Origin of the sequence: Arthrobacter sp. RAF14 (assembly GCF_052114185.1) — a bacterium.
Taxonomy (GTDB): Bacteria; Actinomycetota; Actinomycetes; order Actinomycetales; family Micrococcaceae; genus Arthrobacter_E.
Window position 1 is genome coordinate 1385802 of sequence record NZ_JBFREG010000001.1, and the last position, 24421, is coordinate 1410222.

Consider the following 24421-nt stretch of genomic DNA (forward strand, 5'->3'; position numbering starts at 1 on the left):
CCGATCAGGACGGCGCGACGGCAGTGGACTGCGCCACGTAGGCCGTCACCTTGCGCTTGATCCTGCCGAGCATGGCGGTCATGCCGCGCATCCGCAGCGGGGACACCGCGCGCGTCAGGCCGAGGAGTTCCGGCATGTCTTCCGGCACGGCCAGGATCTCGGCCGCGGTCAGGCCGTTCAGACCCTCGTTGAGAACCCCCGCGAACCCGCGAGTGGTGGGGGCCTCCGCAGGAGCCTGGAAGAAGAGCTCGATCCGGGCGTCCGACCCGCGGCCCTCCGCCTCGATCGTGAGGAAGAGCGGCGACTGGCATTCGACCACCTGCTCCAGGAGCTCCGGGTGGTCCTTCAGCCGTGCGGGAAGCTCGGGCAGGCCGCGGGAGAAGTCCAGGAGCAACTGGAGGCGGTCCCGCTCCTCAAGAGCCTGGAACTCCTCGACGATCTCGGAGAGTGCTGCTGGAAGCTGGGCTGGGGGAAGCTGGCTGCTCATGGGCAACAATCCTACGCCCAGCTCAGAAGCCGGCCGGAACCTCGCCGCGCTCAGCACCCTTGACGATGGGGACCCGCACGGCGTTGCCCCATTCGGTCCAGGAGCCGTCGTAGTTGCGGACGTTCTCGAAGCCCAGCAGGTACTTCAGCGCGAACCAGGTGTGGCTGGACCGCTCGCCGATGCGGCAGTACGCGATCACCTCGTCACCCGGGGCGAGACCGGCTTCGCCGCCGTAGATGGCGTCGAGTTCCTCGCGTGAGCGGAAGCTGCCGTCCTCTGCGGCGGCACGGGCCCACGGGACCGAGGCCGCGGTGGGGATGTGGCCGCCGCGCAGCGCGCCTTCCTCGGGGTAGGCCGGCATGTGGGTGCGGGCGCCGCTGTACTCCTCGGGGGAGCGGACGTCGATGAGGGGCTTGCCCAGGTGAGCCAGCACATCCTCTTTGAAGGCGCGGATGGGCTGGTCGTCACGCTCGACGACGGGGTAGTCGCCGGCGGCGGGAGCGGGCACCTCGGTGACGAGCTCGCGGCCCTCGGCGATCCACTTGTCGCGGCCGCCATCCAGCAGTCGGACGTCCTTGTGACCGAACAGGGTGAAGACCCAGAGGGCGTAGGCCGCCCACCAGTTGGACTTGTCGCCGTAGATGACCACGGTGGAGTCGCGGGAGATGCCCTTGGACGCTGCGAGCTCCGCGAAGGCGGCGCCGTCCACGTAGTCGCGGGTGACTTCGTCGTTGAGGTCGGTGTGCCAGTCGATCTTGACGGCGCCGGGGATGTGCCCGGTCTCGTACAGCAGGACGTCCTCATCGGATTCGACCACCACGAGGCTGCCGTCACCGACCGCGCCGGAGGCGATCTGCTCGGCGAGCCAGTCCGAGGACACCAGGCGTTCCGGGTGTGCGTAGCTGGCGAACTTGACGTTCTCTTCAGGGGCGATGCTCATGGGTCAGCCTGGCTTTCTTCGGGGACAGGATCGGCTCGCGCCCCGGGGACGGGACTGTGCCGTTGAGTCAACCTTAACCACGCCGGCTCCCCAGGGAAGGTGAGTGTTCACATGGGGCAACACTGCGCCGTCGTCGTTATTCCCCGGCTGTCAGGCGGCCCGCCGTGGCCGGACGGCCATCGCCCGGTATCCTGGGCACTGCGGTTCAGTCGCCCGGGCTGCCGTGCCTTGGAGGAATGGAACCCTTGCAGATCGAACAGCTTTCCACCCGGACCCCTGCCGTCTCCGCCGATGAGATCCTGGCGGGGTTCGCTCCCACCTACCGTTTCGGGGAGGTGTCGTTCGACAGTTACCGCCCCGACCCCGCGCACCCGAGCCAGGCCGCCGCGGTGAAGGCCCTGCGCGAGTTCGCTGCCGGAGTGGGCGCCGACACCTCGGGCGGTCTGTTCGGGAAGCTGTTCGCCAAGAAGAAGGCATCCGGCCGGGCCGGGATCTATCTGGACGGCGGGTTCGGCGTCGGCAAGACCCACTTGCTCGCCTCGCTCTGGCACGCCGTTCCCGGCCCGAAAGCCTTCGGCACATTCGTGGAGTACACCAATCTGGTGGGGGCGCTCTCCTTCCGGAAGACGGTGGAAGCGCTGAGCACCTACAAGCTGGTGTGCATCGACGAATTCGAGCTGGACGATCCGGGTGACACGGTGCTGATGTCGCGTCTCATGCGCGAACTGGCCGACGCCGGCGTGAAGCTCGCCGCGACCTCCAACACCCTGCCGGGCTCGCTGGGGGAGGGCCGCTTCGCGGCGGTGGACTTCCAGCGGGAGATCCAGGTCCTCTCCGATCAATTCGACGTGATCCGGGTGGACGGCGAGGACTTCCGGCACCGCGGGCTGCCGGCGGCGCCCCAGCCGGTGCGTGCGGACGAGCTGAACTCCCGGATGAAGGCCGAGTTCGAGGGCAAGACCGTGGCGGTCGACGACTTCCCGAGCCTGATCTCGCATCTGGCCGGTGTGCACCCGAGCCGCTACCGCGCGCTGCTGGACGGTGTGGAGGCCGTGGTCTGGAAGGGCGTGACCCCGGTGACGGAGCAGGCCGTGGCGCTGCGCTTCGTGGTCTTGGCCGATCGCCTCTACGACAAGGACGTGCCGATCCTGGCGAGCGGTGTGTCCTTCGACCAGCTTTTCACGCCCGAGATGATGAGCGGCGGGTACCAGAAGAAGTACTTCCGCGCCGTCTCCCGCCTGACGGCCCTGGCTCGTGAGGCGCAGCAGCACGAACCCGCGGTCTGACGGCGCCCGCGGCCGCCCGCCGTCGCCGTCGTCCGGAAGGCATCCTTAAACGCCAAAGCGCCGGTGCTGCCTCTCGGCAGTACCGGCGCCTCGCTTGACAAATGCTTTGGGCGCCTCAGGCTTCCGGCCTAGGCGTTGTCCTTGCCTTCGAGGTTCTCCACGAAGTTGGAAGCGCCATCCTGGACTGCGTCCACCTGGCCAGCGAACTTGCCACCGGTCTTCTCATCGATAAAGTCGCCGACCTTCTCGATGCCATCCTTGATGGCCTGCTCGTTGCCCTGGACCAGATCCTGGGCCTTGCCCTTCAGATCGTCAAAGACAGACACAGGCACCTCCTTTCCGTTGGCGGGGCCAGACGCCCCGTTCGATCCACGAGCATAGTGGAAAGAGGGGAAAAGAAAAAGACCACCCGAAGGTGGTCTTTCAGATCTTCATCCTGACCGCAGAAGGGCCGGGGGAGAAGGTGGAGCGGACGACGAGATTCGAACTCGCGACATCCACCTTGGCAAGGTGGTGCTCTACCAGCTGAGCTACGTCCGCATGGAACACTTGCGTGTCCGTGGGCGATACTGGGATCGAACCAGTGACCTCTTCCGTGTCAGGGAAGCGCGCTACCGCTGCGCCAATCGCCCCTAGATATCCACCGAAGTGGACCCAGGGTTTTCACCGAGGTGGGTACGGGATTCGAACCCGTGTATACGGCTTTGCAGGCCGCTGCCTCGCCTCTCGGCCAACCCACCGTGCAGAAGGTTTCCCTTCAGACAGTGTCCTGCGAGCGGACGACGAGATTCGAACTCGCGACATCCACCTTGGCAAGGTGGTGCTCTACCAGCTGAGCTACGTCCGCAGAAGGTTTTCCGGCCCTGTCCCACCAGGGGAGAAGGCCGCTTTCCAACGAAGAAAAACTCTATAGGACGGAGGCCTGTTTGTTCAAATCCCGCGGCCTTCCGCGCGTCGGAATCATCGATTGGCGTTCGGCTCGATCATGGTCTAGAGTTTCTAAGCGTTGCAGAACGCAAGGGCGATTGGCGCAGTGGTAGCGCGCTTCGTTCACACCGAAGAGGTCACTGGTTCGAACCCAGTATCGCCCACCCTTGCAAAGCCCCTTCTCCCGCGAGATTTCGCAGGAGAAGGGGCTTTTTCGTGGTCGCTCATCGACTCCGATGAAGGTGGATTCTTCACCGTGCTCCTGCCTCAGCTCTTCCGTGGGTATGGCCCCGGCGCACGCGATGCCGCTCCTGGCGGCGAGGCCGGTGTCCTGTCGTTCGCCGACTAGGCTGTGCGCACCACTCGTTGACGGAAGGGACTGACGTGAAGAGCGACGCACAGACAAATCATCAGACCGGAGCCGAGCGCCTCCGCAGCCGCGTGCCGGTTTCATGAGCCGGAAACAGCGCAGCCGTCGCGTCGCGCGGCTCGGGCGTGAGCTGTCGGCCCTGGCGCGGCTCCTGGAGAAGTACGGCGTGACACGCTGGAGTTCCTGGGCCGATCATTGCGTGTCCCTGCTTCAGAGCGGCGACCCTCGAGCTCCGGGACGGGTGAGAAGCGCCTTTGGGGGCATGGGCAGCCTCAATGATGTGGTCATCAGTCCGCATCACGGGCATCTCCTGACCGACTCCGAAGCGGCTGCCGCCAACCGGCGGCTCGCACGATTGACATCATCGGTGTATGAGGATGCCGTCTGGCTGCTCCAGGACGAGGACTCCGGGCAGTAAGGTCCGGCTAGCAAGGAAGACGTCGGCCGGGACGGATGGTGCGTCCTTCAGATTCACCGCCTCCAGCCCGTCCGACCCTCCGGAGCACGTTCCCCGCGGCCGGGGCCGCCTGAAGGAATGTCGGCAGGCTATGGGAAAGTGAAGACATGACCGCACCAATGCTTGCCCGGGCCACCGATACGGGCCGGATGTATGCGCGCAGCACGCGTGAAGAACCTGTCGTCCCGTCGATCACCACCGTGATCGCCCAGCAGCCGCACGGCCTGGACGGCTGGTTCGGCTACATGGGTGCGAACGCCCTGGCCCAGGACGTGACGCTCCAATCCGCTCTGAACAGTCCCGCGAAGCTCCGCCAGGCGGTGCAGCGGGCCGCCAATGCCGCCGCCGTCTACCGTGACGCCGCGGCCGAACGAGGCGACCGCGTCCATAACTACTGCGAGCAGGTGGCGCTCCGCCGTCTGGATCGCGAGCACGACGTCGACGGCGCGCGCGATCTTCTGGCTCAGAACGGCGAGCAGGCGTTCGCGGACCGCTTCGATGAATGGTGGAAGGCGTACGACGTCCGGCCGATCGCTCCCGAGATCACCGTGTGGAATCACGAGGTCGGCTATGCCGGCACCCTGGATCTGGTGGCGGAGATCAACGGCCGCACCTGCCTGATCGACTACAAGACCAAGGGAACGACGCGTGACGGCCAGGTCAAGGCACTGGATGACAAGGTGGTCATGCAGCTGGTGGCCGGCATGAAGGCCGAGGAGAGCCTGGTGGATCCCGAACTCGGAGAATGGGAGGCCTGGCAGCACGGGGCGGGTCCGTTGCTCATCGCCGTGGCCGTGGGGGAGACCGAGGTCCGGCCCCAGCGGGCGAACCCCGAAGTCCTCAAGCATCACTGGTGGAAGTTCTGTGCGCTGAAGAGGGTGTGGCAGCTCAACCAGGATCTGCTTCAGGAGAGTTCGGCACTGCTTCCGCTCGCCCCGCCGCGCGCCTAGCGCGCTCCCGGGACTCGTCAGCCGTGGCGTCTGCCGCCGGTCCGTAGAATAGACAGGGTGGCGCAGGGCGCCACAGCGATCCGTCAGCACCTTACACAGGAGGTCCACTCCATGGCCGTTCTCGGCATCAGGACTCTCGGCGATCCGGTCCTCCGGACCAAGGCCGAGGAAGTCACCGACATCTCACCAGCCGTCCATCAATTGGTGGACGACATGCTCGAGACCATGGAGGACGTCCACGGGGCCGGGCTCGCGGCGCCGCAGGTGGGTGTGGGGCAGCGGATCTTCACCTTCAACATCGACGGCGTGAAGGGCCACGTGATCAACCCCGTGCTCGTGAACAGCGAGGACCACCAGCCGGACGAGCGGGAAGGGTGCCTGTCCGTGCCCGGCATCTCCGCTCCGGTCCGCCGGTTCCGGCAGACCACGGTGCGCGGGATCGACCGGGACGGCAACCCGGTGGAACTGACCGCCGAGGGGATGCTGGCCCGGTGCTTCCAGCACGAGACGGACCACCTGGATGGGATCCTGTTCATCGACCGCCTGTCCGGTGAGGAGCGGCGTCGAGCGCTCAAGGCCCTGCGCAGCGGCGAATACTCGGCTGCCGAGCGGGCGACGGTGGATCAGCGCGCCGGTTCGGTGGCCTCCTCCTTCAGCAAGGCGCCGTCGTCGGCCTCCGGTGGCCGCGGCGCCTTCGGGCAAGCGCTGTGAAGGTCCTGTTCGCGGGCACGCCCGCCGTCGCCGTCCCGTCGCTCGACCGCCTGATCGACTCGGGCTTCGAGGTGGTGGGTGTCCTGACCCGCCCGGACGCCCCGTTGGGCCGGAAGCGCGTCCTTACTCCTTCGCCCGTCGCGCAGCGCGCCGAAGAGCTGGGCCTCGAGGTCATCAAGGCCGCACGCATCACGCCCGAGGTGACTGAGCGCATCGTGGCGACCGGTGCGGAGATCGGGGCGATCGTGGCCTTCGGAGGTCTGGTGCCTCAGCCGGCCCTCGACGCCCTGGAACACGGCTGGATCAACCTGCACTTCTCCCTGCTGCCTGCTTGGCGCGGCGCGGCTCCCGTGCAGCACGCCATCATCCATGGCGATGATGTGCTGGGCGCCTCCACCTTCCAATTGGAGGCGGGCCTCGACACCGGTCCCGTGTTCGGCACCATGACCGAGTCGGCCCGGCCCGATGACACGAGCGGCGCGGTGCTGGAGCGACTCTCGGTGAGCGGTGCCATCCTCCTGGCACAGACCCTGTCGGCCATCGCCTCCGGGCGGGCCGAAGCCCGACCGCAGGAGGGCACGCCGACCCTGGCTCCCAAGCTTTCGCTGGAGGACGGCCGGCTCGACTGGTCCCTTCCGGCCGTGTCCCTTCACCGCCGCGCGCGGGGGGTGACCCCCGAACCGGGAGCCTGGACGCTGCTCGACGGGCAGCGTTTCAAGATCGGCGCCCTGGTACCGCGCCCGGACGTCCGGGACCTGGCTCCCGGAACGCTGCGCCTGGTGGGCAAATCCGTGGTGGCCGGCACCGGCAGCCACGGGCTGGAGCTGCTTGAGGTGCAGCCCAGCGGTAAACGCATGATGTCAGCCCGCGACTGGGCCCGTGGCCTGGCCGCCCTGGAGAAAGTGACCTTCGAATGAGTCAGCAGCGGGGCACGCCCCAGTCCAGAGGCGGCGGGGGAGCAGGCCGCTCCGGCGGTGGCCGGGATTCCGGTCGCAGGAACGCCCAGGGCCGCGAACGGCACAGAGGCAACGGTTCCGGTGGCCGGCAGTTCAGCAGCGCGGCGCCGTCGCAGCGTTCCCGGCGCGCCGATCCGGCCCGCCTGGTCGCCTTCGAGGTGCTCCGGGCGGTATCCGGCGCGGATGCCTATGCGAACCTCGTGCTGCCCGGTCTGATCCGGGACCATCGGCTGGAACGCCGGGACGCCGCCTTCGCCACGGAACTCGCCTATGGCACCTTGCGGGGTCAGGGCAGCTACGACGCGATCCTGGCGGAGTGCGTCGACCGGCCGCTGGCGGCACTTGATCCGGCCGTGCTGGACGTGCTGCGACTGGGTGCTCACCAGTTGCTCGGCATGCGCGTCCCCGCGCACGCCGCCCTCGACGAGAGCGTCGGACTGACCCGTGCCGTGATCGGCGCCGGCCCGTCGGGCCTGGTGAACGCCGTGCTGCGCAAGGTCAGCGCCCACAGCCTGGAGGAATGGCTGGATGACATCGCGTCCCGGACGCCCGACGCCGTGGATCAGCTCGCGCTGCGGCACGCCCACCCGGCGTGGATCGTGCGTGCTCTGCGGCAGGCGCTGGTGGGCCACGGTCACGAGGTGACCGAGATCGAGGACCTCCTGGCCGCCGACAACGAGGCACCCGTGGTGAACCTCGTCGAGCTCCCGTCCCTCGCCGCTCCGGACGATCTCGACGGCAGCGGAGCCGAACCCGGTCCTCTCCTCGACGGCTCCTGGCTGTCCGCCGGTGGCGATCTCGCCAGGATCCCCGCCGTGCGCGAAGGCGTGGTCCGAGTGCAGGACGTCGGTTCCCAGCTCGTGGCCCGTGCCCTGGTGGCCGCACCGGTGGAGGGCGGCGACGGCGGCCCCGAGCGCTGGCTCGACCTGTGCGCCGGCCCCGGTGGCAAGGCGGCCCTGCTCGCCGCGCTGGCGATCGACCAGGACGCGTCGCTGCTGGCCAATGAGGCGCAGCAGCACCGGGCCGAACTGGTCCGCAAGGCCCTCCAGCCCGTACCGGAGGAGCGCTGGGAAGTCCGCACCGGTGACGGCCGGAAGGTCGGCGAGGAGTTCCCGGAGCAGTTCGACCGCGTTCTGGTCGACGTCCCGTGCACCGGACTCGGCGCGCTGCGCCGACGCCCGGAATCCCGCTGGCGCCGCACGCCTCAGGACCTGACGGAACTCGGCCCGTTGCAACGGCAGCTTCTGGACTCGGCGCTCCAGGCGACGCGCCCCGGAGGCGTGGTCGCCTATGTGACGTGCTCTCCGCATCTCGCCGAGACGCGCATGGTGGTGGATGACGTCCTCAAGCGCCGCGACGACCTGGAACTCCTGGATGCCGGACCCGTGATCGACGGGGTGGCTCGCGTGGAGTCACTGTCCGCCGCACACGGCGGATACGTCCAGCTCTGGCCCCACCAGCACGGGACGGACGCCATGTTCCTGGCCCTGCTCCGCAAGAAGAGTCCCGCCCCGGCCCAGGCCTGAGCGTCCAGCCCCAGAAGGAGAACGTATGCGCTGTTGCATCAACCCGAGCATCCTGTCCGCCGACTTCGTCAACCTCCAGGCGGAGCTGGACAGGATCGCTTCGGCCGACGCGGTCCACGTGGATGTCATGGACAACCACTTCGTGCCGAATCTGACCCTGGGCCTGCCCGTGGCGTCCCGGATCCAGGCGGTGAGCCCCATCCCGCTGGATGCTCATCTCATGATCGAGGATCCGGACCGCTGGGCTCCCGGTTTCGCGGACGCGGGCCTGGCGTCCGTCACCTTCCATGCCGAGGCGGCCACCGCACCCATCAAGCTCGCCCGTGAGCTGCGTGCCCGTGGTGCGAAGGCGGGCCTGGCCCTCCGTCCGGCCACCCCCGTGGAACCGTACCTGGACCTGCTCCATGAGTTCGACATGATCCTGGTGATGACCGTGGAACCGGGTTTCGGCGGGCAGAGCTTCCTGGACGTCACCCTGCCCAAGATCCGGCGCGCACGCGCCGCGATCGACGGCAGCGGGGCGGCGGTCCAGTTGCAGGTGGACGGCGGTGTCACGGAGGAGACCATCGTCCGTGCCGCCGAGGCCGGGGCGAACGTCTTCGTGGCCGGCAGTTCGGTGTACGGGGCGGAGGATCCGGAGCGTGCCATCACGCGATTGCGTGAGGTGGCGGAGAGCGCCTGGTCCGGAATCCGTTCCTGACCCGTTCCTGACCCGTTCCTGACGAAATGTTTCCGGGGGCCGCCGGGAATGAACCGGCGGCCCCCGGACTTATGAGAATATGAAATCCTGCTCCATCGCCTCATGGTGAGGGAGCAGACACAATTTGATCAATCGTGCTCCGGGGTCGGTGAAAGTCCGAACCGGCGGTTATAGTCCGCGACCCGTCAGGCCTTCATCGGCTTGCCGGTTGAGCCGGTGAAATTCCGGCACCGACAGTTAAAGTCTGGATGGGAGAAGCACGAACACAAGCCACGGGTCTGTCCCGTGCGTCCTTGTCGTCGCCCCCGGAGCCGCCGCGGTTCTCGTGAAAGGGTGAGACATGGACCTCTTGCGGTGGCTCTTCGAAGCGCAGATCCCACTCGGTGGGACGGCGCTTCTGCTACGTGAAGTTCTCGGTAATGTTTTCGGCCTGGCCAGTGCCCTCGGTGGCATGCGCCGCCGGGTCTGGGCCTGGCCCGTGGGCATCGTGGGCAATCTGCTCCTGCTCACGGTCTTCCTGGGCAATGTGTTCGGCGCCGCCGCCCCCGCCACGCTGTGGGGCCAGGCGGGCCGTCAGGTCATGTTCATCGCCGTGGCCGTCTTCGGATGGATCCGCTGGCGGCAGGGCAAACGCGATGCCGACAGTCACGGCGTGGCGCTGGTGCCCCGTTGGGCGGGCGCCCGGACCCGTGTCGGTCTGGTGGTGGCGCTCTTCCTCGGAACGGGCCTTCTGACTCCTCTGTTCTCGTTGCTCGGCTCCTACCCTCCCGTCTGGGCGGATGCGTGGACCTTCGTGGGTTCGCTTCTGGCGACCTTCGGCATGGCCAAGGGCTGGACCGAGTTCTGGCTCATCTGGGTGGCCGTGGACATCGTGGGCGTGCCCCTGCTGTTCAGCGCCGGGTACTACGCCAGCGGCTTCATGTACCTCTTCTACGGCGTCTTCACACTGGTCGGGTTCTTCGTCTGGATGCGGGCGCAGAAACGGGAGGCGCAGGCGCCTCCCGGATACACCCACGACGACGGCGCGGCCGCCACGGCGGAGGTGCGCTGAATGGGCGGCCGGCAGCAGAGCGGAGCCCCCTTCAGCGACATCGAACGGACCGCGATGAGCCAGGCCCTGGACGCCGCGCTCAACGGCCCGCGGGGAGCCAACCCCCTCGTGGGCGCCGTGATCCTCGACCCCGAAGGCCGCGTTCTCAGCGTGGGCCACCACCGGGGCGCGGGGACTGCCCACGCGGAAGCGGACGCACTGGCGACTGCGAGGGAGCACGGCATCGACGTCACGGGCGGGACCATCCTGGTCACCCTGGAACCATGCAATCATCAGGGCCGCACGGGGCCGTGCGCCCAGGCGATCATCGAGGCCGGGCTGTCCCGGGTCATCTACGCGATCGACGATCCCCACGATCCCGCGGCAGGAGGTGCCGCGACACTTCGCGCCGCCGGGATCCAGGTGGAGAGCGGACTGGACGCCGAACGAGCCCGCGAGCTGAACGCCCGCTGGTTCGCCGCCGTCGTCGAGCGGCGCCCGTTCGTGACCCTGCACATCGCCCAGACGCTGGACGCGCGCATCGCCGCCGAGGACGGGACCAGCCAGTGGATCTCCGGCCCCGAGTCACTGCGCGACAATCATGCGATCCGGCAGCGGATCGACGCGATCCTGGTCGGGACCGGCACCGTCGCCATCGACGATCCTCGCCTGACCGCCCGCACCCCGGACGGTTCGCTCGCCGGGCATCAGCCGCTCCGCGCGGTGATGGGCCTGCATCCGATCCCTGAGAACGCGGCGATCCTCGGCGATGACGGCCGTGCCGTCCATCTGGCGACGCGGAATCCCTCCGAGGCCCTGGCCGAACTCTTCGAACGAGGCGTCCGCCACGTCATGGTCGAAGGAGGCAGCCGGATCATCGGGGCCTTCCTCAGCGCGGGCCTGGTGGATGAACTCGTGGTCTACCAGGCGCCCACCCTCCTCGGCTCGGGGAAGAACTCCGTGGCCGGGCTGGGCATCCACACCCTCTCCGAAGCCCAGTCCTGGGACTGGGATCACTCCGACGGAGGCGCTGTGCGGCATCTGGGCCGCGACCTCCGCCTCCACCTTCAACCGGCCGCGCCGCAGCATTAAGGAAGCACCATGTTCACCGGAATCATCGCCGAGCGCGGCACCGTCGCCGCGCTCCAGCAGCAGGACGGCAGCGCCGTGCTGACCCTCGACGTCCCCACTCTGGCCGACGACCTCGGTCTGGGCGGGTCGATCGCCGTCAATGGCGTCTGTCTCACCGCCATCACCCGTGAAGGCGGCCGCATCGACGTGGACGTCATGGGGGAGACCCTCGTCCGCACCACGATCGGTTCGCTCGAGCCCGGCGACCAGGTCAATCTCGAACGCTGCGTGCCGGCCGGAGGACGCCTCGACGGGCACGTGGTGCAGGGCCACGTGGACGGTGTGGGCGCCCTCCTCGAACGGGAGAACCAGGGCAATTGGGACCGGCTGCGCTTCAGCATCCCCACCCCGCTGGCCCGCTATGTCGCCGAAAAGGGCTCCATTGCGATCGACGGCGTCTCCCTCACCGTCACCGCCGTCAGCCCGGCGTCCGAGCCCGAGCAGTGGTTCGAGGTGGGCCTCATCCCGATCACCCTCGCCGAGACCGGGCTGGGCGCCAAGAAACCGGGGGAGGGCGTCAACCTCGAGGTGGACGTCCTGGCGAAGTATGCCGAGCGCCTGCTCTCCTTCCTGGACGGAGCGCGCCGGTGAGCGGCACGAGCACCGGGCCGCTCGGCCTGGACCCCATCGAGGACGCGATCGCCGCGATCGCGTCGGGACGCGCCGTCGTCGTGGTGGATGACGAGGACCGTGAGAACGAAGGCGACATCATCTTCGCCGCCCAGCACTCCACGCCGCAGCTGATGGGCTGGACCATCAGGCACAGCTCCGGGGTGATCTGTGTGCCGCTGACCGGGGAGCAGGCGGACCGGCTGGAGTTGCCGCCCATGGTGGAGGACAACCAGGACGCCAAGGGCACCGCGTACACCGTCAGCTGCGACGCGGCGACCGGTGTGAGCACCGGCATCTCGGCGACGGACCGGTCTCTGACGGTGAATCTCCTGGCCAGCCCGCAGACCCGGCCGGACGAACTCACCCGGCCCGGGCATATTTTCCCGCTGCGAGCCGTTAAGGGTGGAGTGCTCGAACGCCCTGGACACACCGAGGCGGCCGTGGACCTCTGTCGTCTGGCCGGTGTCCAGGAGGCGGGGGTCATCGCCGAGATCGTCCACGACGACGGCGAGATGATGCGCCTGGATGCGCTGCGTGAGTTCGCAGCGGCCCACGGCTGTCCTCTGGTGTCCATCGCCGATCTCGCGGCGTACCTCCGGTCCGGAGGCGAGCAGGCATGACAGAGCGCAGCATGGTGGAACAAGAGGAGGAACAATGAGTCCGGAACACTACAGTGGGAAGCACCCCGTCAGCTCGGGGCCCATCGTGAAACTGCCCACGGCCTTCGGGGAGTTCGTGGCCCAGGCCTGGACCGATGAGGCAACCGGAGTGGAACATCTGGCCGTCAGTTCCCCCAACCCGCCCAGTGACGGGCAGGCGCCGCTGGTGCGGCTCCATTCGGAGTGCCTCACCGGCGACGTCTTCGGCTCGTACCGGTGTGATTGCGGTGAACAGCTCGCCCTGGCGCTGAACCTGATCCGCGACCAGGGCGGCACGCTGCTCTACCTCCGCGGCCAGGAAGGCCGCGGCATCGGCCTGGCCAACAAGATCAAGGCGTACGCCCTGCAGGAGGCCGGCTTCGACACGGTGGAGGCCAACGAGCAGCTCGGCCTGCCCGTGGACGCGCGATGCTACAAGGCGGCGGCCCAGATCCTGGCGGAGATGGGGCTGACGGAGATCCGTCTTCTCAGCAACAACCCGGACAAGGAACAGCGGCTCGCGGCCGCCGGTGTGACGGTGGTGGAGATGGTCCCCACCGAGGTGCCCAGCCGCGAGGAGAACGTCCGGTACCTGCGCACCAAGAAGGACCGCATGGACCACCGGCTCACCCTGGAGATCCCGGACGTGGAGATCCCCGGAGCGAATTCCTGATGACCACCCAGCACGAACAGAAAGTGAGCACCGCATGAGCGGCCACGGAGCACCCACCATCACCCTCGACGCGGGCGCGGAGCAGCAGCCGCTGCGCGTGGCCGTCATCGCCGCGAGCTGGCATCGTGAGGTGATGGACGGTCTGCTGGCAGGCGCCCAGGCGGCGGCCGACGACGCCGGGCTCACCGACGTCACGGTGGTCACCGTCCCAGGCACGTTCGAACTCAGCGTCGCCGCGGCGCGCCTGGCCCCGCACTTCGACGCCCTCGTGGCGCTCGGCGTGGTCATCCGTGGTGGCACCCCGCACTTCGACTACGTGTGTCAGTCCGCCACTCTCGGCCTGACCCAGGTGTCGGTGAACACCGGAGTGCCGGTGGGCTTCGGCGTCCTGACCTGTGACAACGAGCAGCAGGCGCTGGACCGGGCCGGGCTTCCGGGCTCGTCCGAGGACAAGGGCCGCGAGGCGCTGGAAGCGGCGGTGGCCACCGCGCTGACACTGCGTTCCACGCTGGCCCAGCAGGACTGAGGCAGATCAGGGGTGGGGAAGATCACCCCTGGCCGTTTTGTAACGCCCCCGGCCCGTTTCGGGCCGGGGGCCCGGTTCACAGTAGGGTATGAGACGTGAAGAATTTCGAGGCGCTCTTCGCTGAATTGAGCGAAAAAGCCGTCACCCGGCCCGAAGGTTCGCGTACTGTCGCCGAACTGGATTCGGGCGTGCACGGGATCGGCAAGAAGGTTGTGGAAGAGGCCGCCGAAGTCTGGATGGCGGCGGAGTACGAATCCGATGAGGCAGCCGCGGAGGAGATCTCCCAGCTGCTGTACCACCTCCAGGTCCTGATGGTCGCCAAAGGCCTGACCCTCGAAGACGTCTACAAGCATCTCTAGCCGCTCGGCGCGGCAAGCGCCCGGCGGCTGGCGTCGTTCCCGGCCCTGCCTTCCCGCAGGACGGGACGGCACACGTCTCTCCAGTTCACAGACCACTGCGGGCCGAGGGCCCGGACACGAAAGATGCTTGAAGACCTATGTTGCGTGTAGCAGTTCCCAATAAAGGATCCCTTTCCGAAGCCGCCGCGGCGATGCTGGCCGAAGCCGGCTACCGTCAGCGCCGGGACAACCGTGAACTCGTCATGGTCGATCCCGACAATGACGTGGAGTTCTTCTTCCTCCGGCCCCGCGATATCGCCGTCTACGTGGGGCAGGGAACCCTGGACGTCGGGATCACCGGCCGGGACCTCCTTCTGGACGCCCAGGTGGACGCCGTCGAGATGCTCGAGCTCGGTTTCGCCGCGTCCACGTTCCGCTTCGCAGGTCCGGTCGGCGACTTCCAGACGGTGGAGCAGCTGGCCGGCAAGCGTCTGGCCACCAGCTACGACGGCCTGCTCCGGGATTACCTGGCCAATCTCGGGATCGAGGCCAAGGTGGTCCGTCTGGACGGCGCCGTCGAATCCTCGGTGCGGCTCGGCGTGGCCGACGCGATCGCCGATGTGGTCGAGACCGGCAACACCCTCAAGGCCGCCGGGATGGAGATCTTCGGCGAGCCGATCCTGAAGTCCCAGGCCGTGCTGATCGGCCGTCCCGGGGAGCACAACCCGGCAGCCGACGTCCTGATCCGACGTCTCCAGGGCGTCCTCGTGGCCCGTCAGTACGTCCTGGTGGACTACGACATCCGCAAGGACCTGGTGGAGGAGGCCGCGGCGCTGACGCCTGGGCTCGAGTCCCCGACCGTGTCCCCGCTGCGCGACTCCGAATGGGTGGCCGTGCGCTCCATGGTGCTCAAGAAGTCCACCAACCAGATCATGGACGAGCTCTACGATCTGGGCGCCCGCGCCATCCTGGTGAGCAGCATCCACGCCTGCCGCATCTGAGCCACCGGACGAGAACCCAGGAGGAACCATGGCAGTCGCCATCCGCGTCATCCCGTGCCTTGACGTCGACGCAGGCCGCGTGGTCAAGGGAGTCAACTTCAAAGGTCTCCGCGACGCCGGGGATCCGGTGGAGCTGGCCCATCGCTACGACCGTGCCGGCGCCGATGAGCTGACGTTCCTGGACGTCACCGCGAGTTCCGGGAACCGGGAGACCACGTTCGACGTGGTCCGCCGCACCGCGGAGGAGATCTTCATCCCGCTCACCGTGGGTGGCGGCGTGCGCGGCGTGGCCGAGGTGGACAAGCTCCTGCGCTACGGCGCGGACAAGGCGTCCATCAACACCGCCGCCGTCGCGCGTCCCGACGTGATCGACGAGATCACCCGGCACTTCGGCTCCCAGGTGCTCGTGCTTTCTGTGGATGCGCGCCGCGTCCCGGAGGGTGCGGGCGACGGCACCCCGTCCGGCTTCGAGGTGACCACCCACGGCGGTCGCCAGGGGACCGGCATCGACGCCATCGCCTGGGCCCGGGAGGCCGCCGACCGCGGCGTGGGGGAGATCCTGCTGAACTCGATCGACGCCGACGGCACCAAGGACGGCTTCGACCTGGAGATGATCCGCGCCGTGCGGGCCGCGGTGAACATCCCGCTGATCGCCTCGGGCGGTGCGGGCGTCCCGGAGCACTTCCCGCCCGCGATCGAAGCGGGCGCGGACGCAGTGCTCGCCGCCTCGATGTTCCACTTCGGGCCCGACGACATGATCGCCCAGGTCAAGACGGCCATCCGGGAAGCCGGGTACGAAGTCCGGTGACCTTCGGGGACTGAGTGCCCACCGATGGCTGAGTGCCCCGGTGATACAGCAGAGGGACCCTGCCCAGCGGCAGGGTCCCTCTGCTGTTCACGAGTGCCGAGGCCGACGTCTGGCCCCGGCTCAGGCTCCGAGCGTGGCCGAGCGGAGCAGCGCGACGGCGTCCGGCTGGCCTTCGAACGAGACGAGCGCATGCGAGGCGCGTCCGTAGGCGTGCATCATGAGCTCGGCGGGGTCGCCCAGGATGGCCACCGAATCCGGCGCGCGACGGGCGACGTGCCGGGGGCCGTTCGGGCGGACGAGCACGATCCCGAGATCCACGCCCCGGTACAGCAGTGCGGCGCGCTTCACCAGATCGGTCCAGAGGGCCTCGGCGTAAGCGTCGTCGAGGGCGCGGGGCGCCCAGCGGTCGCCGGCGCGGCGTACGTCCTCGGCGTGGACGAAGTACTCCGCGAGATTGGCCAGTTCGGCCACGGCGGGTATGCCCCAGGGCGAGAAGCGCGAGGGACCGGCCTGGAACTGTTTCACGAGCCGGGCGTACGCGTCATCGTCCAGGGTGGCGGCGAGCTCGTCGATCGCCTGGTCCGTGGCGGGCGCCAGAGCCTTCACCGCAAGGCCGAGTGCGACCCGCGGGCTGTTCTCCCGCAGGTGCAGGTGCGCCAGGAGGTGCCGCGTCTTCCAGCCCTCACAGAGGGTGGGCGCGTCGGGACCGGCCGCGAGCAAAGTCTCGGCCAGGAATTCTCGGGAAGGGGCCACAAAACGCATCACTGTGAACGTAACACGAGAGCCGGCTCCCGGCGGTGCATGACGCTCTGCGAGACGCGGCGTTGCGCACCGGGCGGCGGGCCCGGGGAGGGGATGTCACCAAGCCGGCGGAAGGCGGGCCGCCACCTCCCGCCGTACTAGACTGGTTTGCGATGTCTGAACAGCCCATTCCCCCTCTTCCCGGCGCGTCCACGGCCACCGAACTGGCCCCCGAGGTGGCTTCGCGTCTCAAGCGCGACGGCCACGGCCTGGTGGCGGCCATCATCCAGCAGCATGACAGCGGTGAAGTCCTCATGCTCGGCTGGATGGACGACGAAGCGCTCCGCCGCACGCTCAGCTCCGGTCGGGTGACCTTCTGGTCCCGTTCGCGGCAGGAGTACTGGCGCAAGGGGGACACCTCGGGCCACGTGCAGTGGGTCAAGTCCGTCGCCCTCGACTGCGACGGCGACGCGCTGCTGGTGCGCGTCGATCAGGTGGGCGCGGCCTGCCACACTGGGACGCGGACCTGCTTCGACGGCCGGGAGCTGCCCGCCGTCGTCGGGCCCCAGCTGTCTGATGAGCGGCTGTCTGAAGACCGGCCCTCTGACGCCCAGACCGCAGATGAAGCGACCACGGAAGGTGCACGCTAGTGCTGGAGACCACCGCCCTCACCCCCAGCCTGAATGAGTTCCGGGCTCTGGCGCGGGAGCACCGCGTGATCTCGGTGACCCTCAAGGTGCTGGCCGACGCGGAGACGCCCATCAGCCTGTACCGCAAGCTGGCGCTCGACGCCGACGGCTTGGCCACCCCCGGGACGTTCCTCTTCGAGTCGGCCGCCGTGGGCGGATCCTGGAGCCGTTACTCCTTCATCGGCGCGCACAGCCGGGCGACGCTGACCACCCGCGACGGCGAGGCGTTCTGGCAGGGTGAGCCGCCCCAGGGCGTGCCCACCTCCGGTAATCCGGCCGAGGCTCTGCGCCTCACGCTGGAGGCTCTGCGCACCGAGCGCCATGCCGATCTGCCGCCGCTGACCTCCGGCCTGGTGGGTTTCGTCGGCTGGGAGACCGTGCGGCACTGGGAACGCCTGGTTCATCCGCCGCAGGATGACCTCAATCTGCCGGAGCTGGCGCTCAATCTGGTGAGCGACATCGCGGTCCACGACAATGTGGACGGCTCCGTGCTCCTGGTGGCGAACGCCATCAACATGGACGACAGCCCGGAACGCGTGGACGAGGCGTACCAGGACGCCGTGCGCCGCCTCGATGCCATGCTGGAGCGCCTGCAGCGTCCGGCCGCCGCCGCCGTGTCCGCCCTGGCCCCGAGCCGCGACTATCAGGCCGCCGTGCAGCACCGCTGGCCGGAAGCGCAGTACCTTGAGGCGATCGATCGCGGCAAGGAGGCCATCCGCGACGGCGAGGTGTTCCAGGTGGTGATCTCGCGCCGCTTCGAACTGGACTGCGAAGCGACCGCCTTGGATGTCTACCGGATGCTGCGCAACAGCAACCCCAGCCCCTACATGTACCTCTGCAACTTCGAGGACCCGGAGGGCCGCGAGTACGCGATCGTCGGATCCAGCCCCGAGGCCCTCGTCACGGTGACGGACCGTGAAGTCATCACGCACCCCATCGCCGGCTCCCGGCCGCGTGGCAAGACGCACGACGCCGATGTCGCCCTGGCCGAGGAACTCCTCGCGGACACCAAGGAACGCGCGGAGCACCTCATGCTCGTGGACCTTTCGCGGAACGACCTTTCGCGGGTCTGCACCGCAGGCACCGTGGACGTCACGCAGTTCATGGAAGTGGAGCGGTTCAGCCACATCATGCACCTGGTCTCCACCGTGGTGGGACAGCTCGCCCAGGGCTCCACGGCCTACGACGTGCTGGCCGCCACCTTCCCGGCGGGCACGCTCTCCGGAGCGCCGAAGCCGCGGGCACTGAGCCTCCTGGACGAGCTGGAGCCGCACCGGCGCAGCGTCTACGGGGGAGTGGTGGGGTACCTCGACTTCGCCGGGGACATGGACATGGCCATCGCGATCCGGACCGCCCTGCTGCTGGACGGCAAGGCGTACGTGCAGGCCGGAGGCGGCATCGTGGCGGACTCCCACAAACCGGACGAGGCCCTGGAGACCGTGAACAAGGCGGCCGCGCCGCTGCGTGCCGCACACCTCGCCTCGGCGCTGCATGATGCGGCGCCCGGTCTGGCTTCCTCGCTCACGGAAGGCCAGTGATGAGCAGCGCCGCCGCTCCCAGCTGGTCACGCAAGGGCGCCGTCGTGCTCGTGACGGTGCTGTGCGCCGTCGCGGTCTTCGGCACCACCACGCAGAGCTGGGTGAACGTCGTCCTGGCTCAGAGTGGTGTCCGCATGCCGGACATCCACGTCGCCGGCAGCAAGGCGGCCACGGCTGTGACCGCCCTCGCCGTGGTGGCGGTGGCCGGAGCCATCGCCAGCAGCATCGCCGGGCGGGTGGCCCGCTGGGTGGTCGCCGTGGCGATCGCCCTGTCCGGGATCGGCATCGTCTCTGCGGGTCTGACGGTGCTGAACGATCCGCGCTCAGCGGCCCAGGGCGAGATCGGCCGTCAGACCGGGGTGGCGAACGGACCGGCGCAGGTGAGCCTCACGGCCTTCCCTCTGGTCGCGGTGATCTTCGGCGCGCTGCTGATCGTGTGCGCCGCGTGGCTGATGCTGGCCTCGCGGCACTGGGCGGGGAGCACCAAGTACGACGGCGCCAGCGGACGGACGCGGGCCACCGTCAAGTCCGCGGGCAGCCGCTCCCCGGTCGCCGAGGAAGCGGCCGACGACGCGCCGCTGGACGCGATCGACAGCTGGGATCAGCTCAGCAAGGGACAGGACCCCAGCTAGTCCTTTCCGGCATGTGGGCACGGCGGCCCTGCTGCGCCGCGACCTGCACAATCAATGGCAGAATGTAGTTAGTTTCATCCTTGAGGAGTATCACCATGAGCAAAGCCACTGTTTCCGCCGGCCAGTCCACCGGGTCCCACGCGGACGAGATCGGACACGGCAACAGCCCGGCTGCCTGGACCTGCGTGGCCATCATGCTGGTGGGCGCCCTGGTCTCGTCCATCGCCTACGTCCTGGCCAGCGCGCCGGTCTTCTGGGGCGGCATCGGCGTCATGGTGATCGGCCTCCTGGCCGGCTACGCCATGCGCAAGGCCGGATACGGCGTCGGCGGCAGCAAGCTCAAGAACAGCCACTGATCTGTGACTGTCCTCGACGACATCATCGCGGGGGTCCGCGAAGACCTTGAGGCCCGCAGGCTGTCCCAGGCTGTGATCGAGGACGCCGCGCGTGCCGCGGCACCCGCCCGGGACGCCTGGGCGGCTCTCGGCGGTGGACAGCCCGACGCCGGACTGAAGGTCATCGCGGAGATCAAGCGCCGCAGCCCCTCCAAGGGCGACCTCGCCGGCATCGTCGATCCTGCGGCTCTCGCCGAGCAGTACGTCTCGGGCGGAGCGTCGGTGATCTCGGTCCTGACCGAGCAGCGCCGCTTCAACGGCAGCCTCGCGGATCTCGATGCCGTGCGCGCCCAGGTGGACGTCCCGCTGCTGCGCAAGGACTTCACGGTGGATGAGTATCAGATCTGGGAGGCTCGCGCCCACGGCGCGGATCTGATCCTGCTGATCGCCGCCGCACTGGACGATGCTCAGCTCAGGGACTTCAGCGCACTGGCCCATGAACTGGGTATGAATGTGCTGCTGGAGACCCACACGCTCGAGGAGATCGACCGGGCCGCCGAAGCCGGGGCCCGGATCATCGGCGTCAACGTCCGCAATCTCAAGACCCTTGAGGTGGACCGCGGGGTCTTCGGCAGTCTGGCATCCGCCATTCCGACCGGGGCCATCGCCGTGGCGGAGTCCGGTGTCCGAGGTGTCGAGGACGCCGTGCACTACGCCTCGCAGGGCGCGCAGGCACTCCTGGTGGGCGAGGCACTCGTCACCACCGAGGATCCCCGCGCGCTGCTGCAGGAATTCCGGGAAGCCGGCACGCGTGCCATGCCGGCCCGGCGAGGCTGAACAGCCCTACGAACACGCCCGGCGATGCCCACGCGGCGTCGTCGGTCCGAACTGAAACACAGAGGACGGTGAGCGCGATGGCGGAGAACGCATCGCAGACCCCCGGGCAGGGCGCGGCTGAAGAGCAGTCCTTCGGGGACCCCGCTGAGGCATTCCTGGCGGGACGGCCCACGGCACAGACCGACGGCGGCAGCGCCGCCGACCACGGCCCGCTGCGTCACGCGGAAGGCCCGTACTTCGGCGAGTACGGTGGCCGCTGGATGCCCGAATCGCTCATCGCCGCCCTGGACGAGCTGGAAGACACCTTCAACAAGGCGCGTCTGGATCCCGATTTCCTCGCGGAGATCTCCGAGCTGAACAAGAACTACTCCGGCCGTCCGAGCCTGCTCACCGAAGCCAAGCGCTTCTCCGAGCACGCCGGCGGGGCCCGGGTCTTCCTCAAGCGCGAAGACCTCAACCACACCGGCTCCCACAAGATCAACAATGTGCTGGGGCAGGCGCTCCTGGCCAAGCGCATGGGCAAGACCCGGGTGATCGCCGAGACCGGAGCAGGCCAGCATGGCGTCGCCTCGGCCACGGCTGCCGCTCTCATGGGCCTGGAGTGCGTCGTCTACATGGGTGCCGAGGACTGCCGTCGCCAGGCCCTCAACGTGGCCCGCATGCAGCTGCTGGGCGCGACCGTGATCCCCGTGACCAACGGCTCCCAGACGCTCAAGGACGCCATCAACGAGGCCCTGCGCGACTGGGTGACCAATGTGGACAACACCCACTATCTGCTCGGCACCGCGGCGGGCGCGCACCCGTTCCCTGCCATGGTCCGTTTCTTCCACGAGGTCATCGGCGACGAGGCCCGCGAGCAGATCCTGACCCAGACCGGGCGCCTGCCGGACGCGGTCTGCGCGTGCATCGGCGGCGGCTCGAACGCGATCGGCATCTTCCACGGATTCCTGGACGACCCTGAGGTCGCCATCTACGGCTTCGAGGCGGGCGGCGACGGCGTCGAGACCGGCCGTCACGCGGCCACGATCACGCTGGGCCGCCCGGGTGTGCTGCACGGCGCACGCTCCTACCTCATGCAGGACGAGGACGGCCAGACGGTGGAGTCCCACTCGATCTCCGCCGGCCTGGACTACCCGGGCGTCGGCCCGGAGCACTCCTACCTCCACGACATCGGACGCGTGCAGTACGAGCCGATCACGGACACCGAGGCCATGGACGCTTTCAAGCTTCTGTCGCAGACCGAGGGCATCATCCCCGCCATCGAGTCGTCCCACGCCCTGGCTGGAGCCATCAAGGTCGGTCAGCGGCTGACCGAGGGCAAGGAGGACCCCAGCGAGGTCATCATCGTGGTGAACCTCTCGGGCCGTGGCGACAAGGACGTGCAGACCGCCGCGGAGTGGTTCGGCATGCTCGACGAGGACGGCAACGTCCGCGGCACCACCCTTTCCACACGTCAGAGCACCACGGGTGAGGAGTCCCCGGCATGATCCACTCCAAGGCCGCGGCCGCCATCGACAAGGCGAAGGCCGAGGGGCGCTCCGCCCTGATCGGCTACCTGCCCGCCGGTTACCCGGACGTCCAGACCAGCATCGACGCCGGCATCGCCCTGGCGAAGAACGGCGCGGACATCATCGAGATCGGCATCCCGTACTCGGATCCCGTCATGGACGGCCCGGTGATTCAGGCGGCGACCACCGAGGCCCTCGCCAACGGCTTCCACGTGGCGAGCGTCTTCGACGTCGTCAAGGGCATCACGGATGCCAGCGACGCCGCCGTCGTGGTCATGACCTATTGGAACCCGGTCATGCGGCTGGGCGTCGATGAGTTCGCACGCCGGCTCGCCGAGGCCGGGGGAGCGGGCCTCGTCACGCCGGACCTGATCCCGGACGAGGCGGCCGAATGGATCGCCGCTTCGGACAAGTACTCGCTGGACCGCATCTTCCTCGTGGCCCCGTCCTCCACGCCGGAGCGCCTCAGCATGACGGTCCAGGCGAGCCGCGGCTTCGTGTACGCGGTCTCGGTCATGGGCGTCACGGGCGCCCGCGGCGCGGTGAGCAACCTCGCCGAGAGCCTCGTGGCGGCCACCCATGCCGCCGGGGCCGAGCGTGTCTGCGTCGGGCTGGGCGTGTCCCGGGCCGAGCACGTCCGTGAGATCGCCTCCTACGCGGACGGGGTGATCGTGGGCTCCGCCCTGGTCTCCGCCCTCCGTGACGGTGGCGTCCCCGCCGTCGCACAGCTCACTCAGGAACTCAGCGCCGGATTCACCCCGGCCGGATAGGAACCCGGTATGCAGACCGCCCTGATGGCGTCCCAGCTTCCAGCCAGCATCCCCAGCCCCAGCTGGTCGGGGTTCGAGCTGGGGCCGTTCAGCATCAGGGCGTACGCCCTGTGCATCCTGCTCGGCATCGTGGTGGGCCTGTGGCTCACCGCGGTCCGCTGGAAGCGCCGTGGCACGCCGGAAGGCAGCCTGTGGGACATCGCCATCTGGGCGATCCCGTTCGGCATCATCGGTGGCCGTCTCTACCATGTGTTCTCGTCCCCTGCGCAGTACTTCGGCCCGAACTTCGACGGCACGGGTGACCTCAGCCTGATCCCGCAGATCTGGCGCGGTGGACTGGGGATCTGGGGTGCGGTGGTCCTGGGCGCCGTGGGCGCGTGGATCGGCTGCCGCCGATCCGGCGTGAAGCTGAGCGCGTTCATGGACGCTGCGGCTCCCGGTCTGCTTCTCGCTCAGGCGGTGGGCCGCTGGGGCAACTGGTTCAACCAGGAGCTCTTCGGCGCCCCCACGGACCTGCCGTGGGGTCTGCAGATCGATCCGCAGAACCCGAACTTCCCCGCTGACGCGGCCCCTGGCACCCTGTTCCACCCGACCTTCCTCTATGAGAGCCTCTGGAACCTGATCGGCGTCGTGATCCTCCTGCTGCTGGACCGCAGGTTCCACTTCCGCCGTGCCCGTCTCTTCGCCCTGTATGCGGCGTATTACTGCCTGGGCCGCGTCTGGATCGAACTGCTGCGGATCGACGACGCCGAACAGGTGACGCTCTTCGGCGTCACCACCCGCCTCAACGTCTGGACCAGCATCTTCGTCCTCGTGGCGGCGCTCCTGTACTTCGTGATCGCCGGTTTCGGACGCTCGAAGAAGAGCGACACGCCCTACCTGAAGGGCCGCGAGCCGGAGGCGGAAGAGCCGGCGGACAGTCATGAAGCGAAAGTTACCATCCAGGATGCGGAAGGTTCCGTCTCAGATGCTGGTCCTCGTGGTAGTGTCGCTGCAACACCGAGCGATGCTGCAACCGATGAAGACCCTGCAGCAGCCCAGCCCGAAGCGGACGCCACCCCCCAGTCCGCGGGCCCGGAAGCCTCCTCCTCGTCCACCGACCAGGAGTCCCGGAACTGAATCCAGCAATTCACGGTCCTGCCGCCCCGTCACGACGGGCGAGGGCCGGATGCCGCCCCCAGCACGAGGGGTGTAACCATTCGTTCGGTGACCGCTGGTGACCTACAATCGCTAGTATCAATCGCCTTGTTGCGCGCGTCACAGTGATGTGCGAACGACTGGGGCCAATGTTGTCCCCTCCAGCA

At 68.5% G+C, this 24421-nt stretch carries 28 protein-coding genes, 5 tRNA genes and 1 riboswitch; of the genes, 25 read left to right on the forward strand and 8 right to left on the reverse strand.

The window, feature by feature from the left end; translation table 11 throughout:
* Positions 1-4: 4 nt before the first annotated feature.
* Positions 5-487 (reverse strand): SufE family protein, encoded by a 483-nt coding sequence (locus AB4Y75_RS06490; RefSeq protein WP_441435029.1) that lies wholly within the window; start codon positions 485-487, stop codon positions 5-7.
* A gap of 22 nt (positions 488-509) precedes the next feature.
* Positions 510-1427 carry a sulfurtransferase gene (locus AB4Y75_RS06495; RefSeq protein ID WP_441435030.1) on the reverse strand — a complete coding sequence of 306 codons (918 nt, stop codon included), beginning with the start codon at positions 1425-1427 and terminating at the stop codon, positions 510-512.
* A gap of 236 nt (positions 1428-1663) precedes the next feature.
* Here AB4Y75_RS06495 and zapE point away from each other — a divergent pair, with 236 nt between their 5' ends.
* Positions 1664-2713, forward strand: a complete 1050-nt coding sequence (zapE, locus tag AB4Y75_RS06500) for a cell division protein ZapE (RefSeq protein ID WP_441435031.1) — start codon at positions 1664-1666, stop codon at positions 2711-2713.
* Between the two features lie 128 nt (positions 2714-2841).
* Here the strand turns inward: zapE and AB4Y75_RS06505 are convergent, their stop codons facing one another.
* From AB4Y75_RS06505 to AB4Y75_RS06525, 5 genes are all read right to left on the reverse strand, one after another.
* Positions 2842-3039 (reverse strand): antitoxin, encoded by a 198-nt coding sequence (locus AB4Y75_RS06505; RefSeq protein ID WP_441435032.1) that lies wholly within the window; start codon positions 3037-3039, stop codon positions 2842-2844.
* Between the two features lie 138 nt (positions 3040-3177).
* Positions 3178-3253: transfer RNA gene (locus AB4Y75_RS06510), tRNA-Gly, on the reverse strand.
* A gap of 20 nt (positions 3254-3273) precedes the next feature.
* Positions 3274-3345, reverse strand: a tRNA-Val gene (locus tag AB4Y75_RS06515).
* Positions 3346-3382: 37 nt separating this feature from the next.
* A tRNA-Cys gene (locus AB4Y75_RS06520) sits at positions 3383-3453 on the reverse strand.
* Between the two features lie 34 nt (positions 3454-3487).
* Positions 3488-3560: transfer RNA gene (locus AB4Y75_RS06525), tRNA-Gly, on the reverse strand.
* 172 nt (positions 3561-3732) lie between these two features.
* On the opposite strand from AB4Y75_RS06525, the gene AB4Y75_RS06530 reads away from it, so the two are divergent.
* The 16 genes from AB4Y75_RS06530 to hisF all read left to right on the forward strand — a co-directional run bounded on the left by AB4Y75_RS06530 (position 3733) and on the right by hisF (position 16067).
* Positions 3733-3804: transfer RNA gene (locus AB4Y75_RS06530), tRNA-Val, on the forward strand.
* A 288-nt stretch (positions 3805-4092) separates the two neighbouring features.
* Positions 4093-4428, forward strand: a complete 336-nt coding sequence (locus AB4Y75_RS06535; RefSeq protein WP_441435033.1) for a DUF6966 domain-containing protein — start codon at positions 4093-4095, stop codon at positions 4426-4428.
* Between the two features lie 146 nt (positions 4429-4574).
* Positions 4575-5417, forward strand: a complete 843-nt coding sequence (locus tag AB4Y75_RS06540) for a cytochrome (protein WP_441435034.1) — start codon at positions 4575-4577, stop codon at positions 5415-5417.
* Positions 5418-5528: 111 nt separating this feature from the next.
* On the forward strand, positions 5529-6128 hold the full coding sequence (def, locus tag AB4Y75_RS06545; protein ID WP_441435272.1) for a peptide deformylase: 600 nt from the start codon (positions 5529-5531) through the stop codon (positions 6126-6128).
* Positions 6125-7045 (forward strand): methionyl-tRNA formyltransferase, encoded by a 921-nt coding sequence (gene fmt, locus AB4Y75_RS06550; RefSeq protein ID WP_441435035.1) that lies wholly within the window; start codon positions 6125-6127, stop codon positions 7043-7045. Before def ends, fmt begins: the two co-directional genes overlap by 4 nt.
* Complete coding sequence (locus tag AB4Y75_RS06555; protein ID WP_441435036.1) at positions 7042-8610, forward strand: RsmB/NOP family class I SAM-dependent RNA methyltransferase; 1569 nt, start codon at positions 7042-7044, stop codon at positions 8608-8610. The genes fmt and AB4Y75_RS06555 overlap by 4 nt, the downstream gene beginning before the upstream one ends.
* Before the next feature lie 25 nt (positions 8611-8635).
* A complete protein-coding gene (gene rpe, locus AB4Y75_RS06560) occupies positions 8636-9310 on the forward strand; it encodes a ribulose-phosphate 3-epimerase (protein ID WP_441435037.1) in 675 nt (224 codons plus the stop codon).
* A gap of 130 nt (positions 9311-9440) precedes the next feature.
* Positions 9441-9575: riboswitch (FMN riboswitch) on the forward strand.
* Between the two features lie 75 nt (positions 9576-9650).
* Entirely contained in the window at positions 9651-10361 is a 711-nt protein-coding gene (pnuC, locus tag AB4Y75_RS06565) for a nicotinamide riboside transporter PnuC (RefSeq protein ID WP_441435038.1), read from the forward strand.
* Complete coding sequence (ribD, locus tag AB4Y75_RS06570) at positions 10362-11432, forward strand: bifunctional diaminohydroxyphosphoribosylaminopyrimidine deaminase/5-amino-6-(5-phosphoribosylamino)uracil reductase RibD (RefSeq protein WP_441435039.1); 1071 nt, start codon at positions 10362-10364, stop codon at positions 11430-11432.
* Positions 11433-11441: 9 nt separating this feature from the next.
* Positions 11442-12062, forward strand: coding sequence for a riboflavin synthase (locus AB4Y75_RS06575; RefSeq protein ID WP_441435040.1), 621 nt, complete (start codon positions 11442-11444; stop codon positions 12060-12062).
* Positions 12059-12703: a 3,4-dihydroxy-2-butanone-4-phosphate synthase gene (ribB, locus tag AB4Y75_RS06580; protein ID WP_441435041.1), complete on the forward strand. Its 645-nt coding sequence runs from the start codon at positions 12059-12061 to the stop codon at positions 12701-12703. The genes AB4Y75_RS06575 and ribB overlap by 4 nt, the downstream gene beginning before the upstream one ends.
* Before the next feature lie 34 nt (positions 12704-12737).
* Entirely contained in the window at positions 12738-13394 is a 657-nt protein-coding gene (gene ribA, locus AB4Y75_RS06585; protein WP_441435042.1) for a GTP cyclohydrolase II, read from the forward strand.
* Between the two features lie 34 nt (positions 13395-13428).
* Positions 13429-13920, forward strand: coding sequence for a 6,7-dimethyl-8-ribityllumazine synthase (ribH, locus tag AB4Y75_RS06590; protein ID WP_441435043.1), 492 nt, complete (start codon positions 13429-13431; stop codon positions 13918-13920).
* 95 nt (positions 13921-14015) lie between these two features.
* Positions 14016-14279, forward strand: a complete 264-nt coding sequence (locus AB4Y75_RS06595; protein ID WP_441435044.1) for a phosphoribosyl-ATP diphosphatase — start codon at positions 14016-14018, stop codon at positions 14277-14279.
* Positions 14280-14416: 137 nt separating this feature from the next.
* Entirely contained in the window at positions 14417-15259 is an 843-nt protein-coding gene (hisG, locus tag AB4Y75_RS06600) for an ATP phosphoribosyltransferase (protein ID WP_441435045.1), read from the forward strand.
* 28 nt (positions 15260-15287) lie between these two features.
* Entirely contained in the window at positions 15288-16067 is a 780-nt protein-coding gene (gene hisF / locus AB4Y75_RS06605; protein WP_441435046.1) for an imidazole glycerol phosphate synthase subunit HisF, read from the forward strand.
* A 120-nt stretch (positions 16068-16187) separates the two neighbouring features.
* Here the strand turns inward: hisF and AB4Y75_RS06610 are convergent, their stop codons facing one another.
* Positions 16188-16829: a TIGR03085 family metal-binding protein gene (locus tag AB4Y75_RS06610; RefSeq protein WP_441435047.1), complete on the reverse strand. Its 642-nt coding sequence runs from the start codon at positions 16827-16829 to the stop codon at positions 16188-16190.
* A gap of 152 nt (positions 16830-16981) precedes the next feature.
* On the opposite strand from AB4Y75_RS06610, the gene hisI reads away from it, so the two are divergent.
* The 8 genes from hisI to lgt all read left to right on the forward strand — a co-directional run bounded on the left by hisI (position 16982) and on the right by lgt (position 24236).
* The gene (gene hisI / locus AB4Y75_RS06615; RefSeq protein ID WP_441435048.1) at positions 16982-17458 is read left to right on the forward strand and encodes a phosphoribosyl-AMP cyclohydrolase; all 477 of its coding nucleotides are present in this window, start codon (positions 16982-16984) and stop codon (positions 17456-17458) included.
* A complete protein-coding gene (locus AB4Y75_RS06620; protein WP_441435049.1) occupies positions 17458-19035 on the forward strand; it encodes an anthranilate synthase component I in 1578 nt (525 codons plus the stop codon). The genes hisI and AB4Y75_RS06620 overlap by 1 nt, the downstream gene beginning before the upstream one ends.
* The gene (locus AB4Y75_RS06625) at positions 19035-19667 is read left to right on the forward strand and encodes a Trp biosynthesis-associated membrane protein (RefSeq protein WP_441435050.1); all 633 of its coding nucleotides are present in this window, start codon (positions 19035-19037) and stop codon (positions 19665-19667) included. The genes AB4Y75_RS06620 and AB4Y75_RS06625 overlap by 1 nt, the downstream gene beginning before the upstream one ends.
* A 95-nt stretch (positions 19668-19762) precedes the next feature.
* Complete coding sequence (locus AB4Y75_RS06630) at positions 19763-20023, forward strand: HGxxPAAW family protein (RefSeq protein ID WP_441435051.1); 261 nt, start codon at positions 19763-19765, stop codon at positions 20021-20023.
* A 3-nt stretch (positions 20024-20026) separates the two neighbouring features.
* The gene (trpC, locus tag AB4Y75_RS06635) at positions 20027-20839 is read left to right on the forward strand and encodes an indole-3-glycerol phosphate synthase TrpC (protein ID WP_441435052.1); all 813 of its coding nucleotides are present in this window, start codon (positions 20027-20029) and stop codon (positions 20837-20839) included.
* A 77-nt stretch (positions 20840-20916) separates the two neighbouring features.
* Positions 20917-22326: a tryptophan synthase subunit beta gene (gene trpB, locus AB4Y75_RS06640; protein ID WP_441435053.1), complete on the forward strand. Its 1410-nt coding sequence runs from the start codon at positions 20917-20919 to the stop codon at positions 22324-22326.
* Positions 22323-23117: a tryptophan synthase subunit alpha gene (gene trpA / locus AB4Y75_RS06645; RefSeq protein WP_441435054.1), complete on the forward strand. Its 795-nt coding sequence runs from the start codon at positions 22323-22325 to the stop codon at positions 23115-23117. The genes trpB and trpA overlap by 4 nt, the downstream gene beginning before the upstream one ends.
* Before the next feature lie 9 nt (positions 23118-23126).
* Entirely contained in the window at positions 23127-24236 is a 1110-nt protein-coding gene (gene lgt, locus AB4Y75_RS06650) for a prolipoprotein diacylglyceryl transferase (protein ID WP_441435055.1), read from the forward strand.
* The last annotated feature ends 185 nt before the right edge of the window (positions 24237-24421 follow it).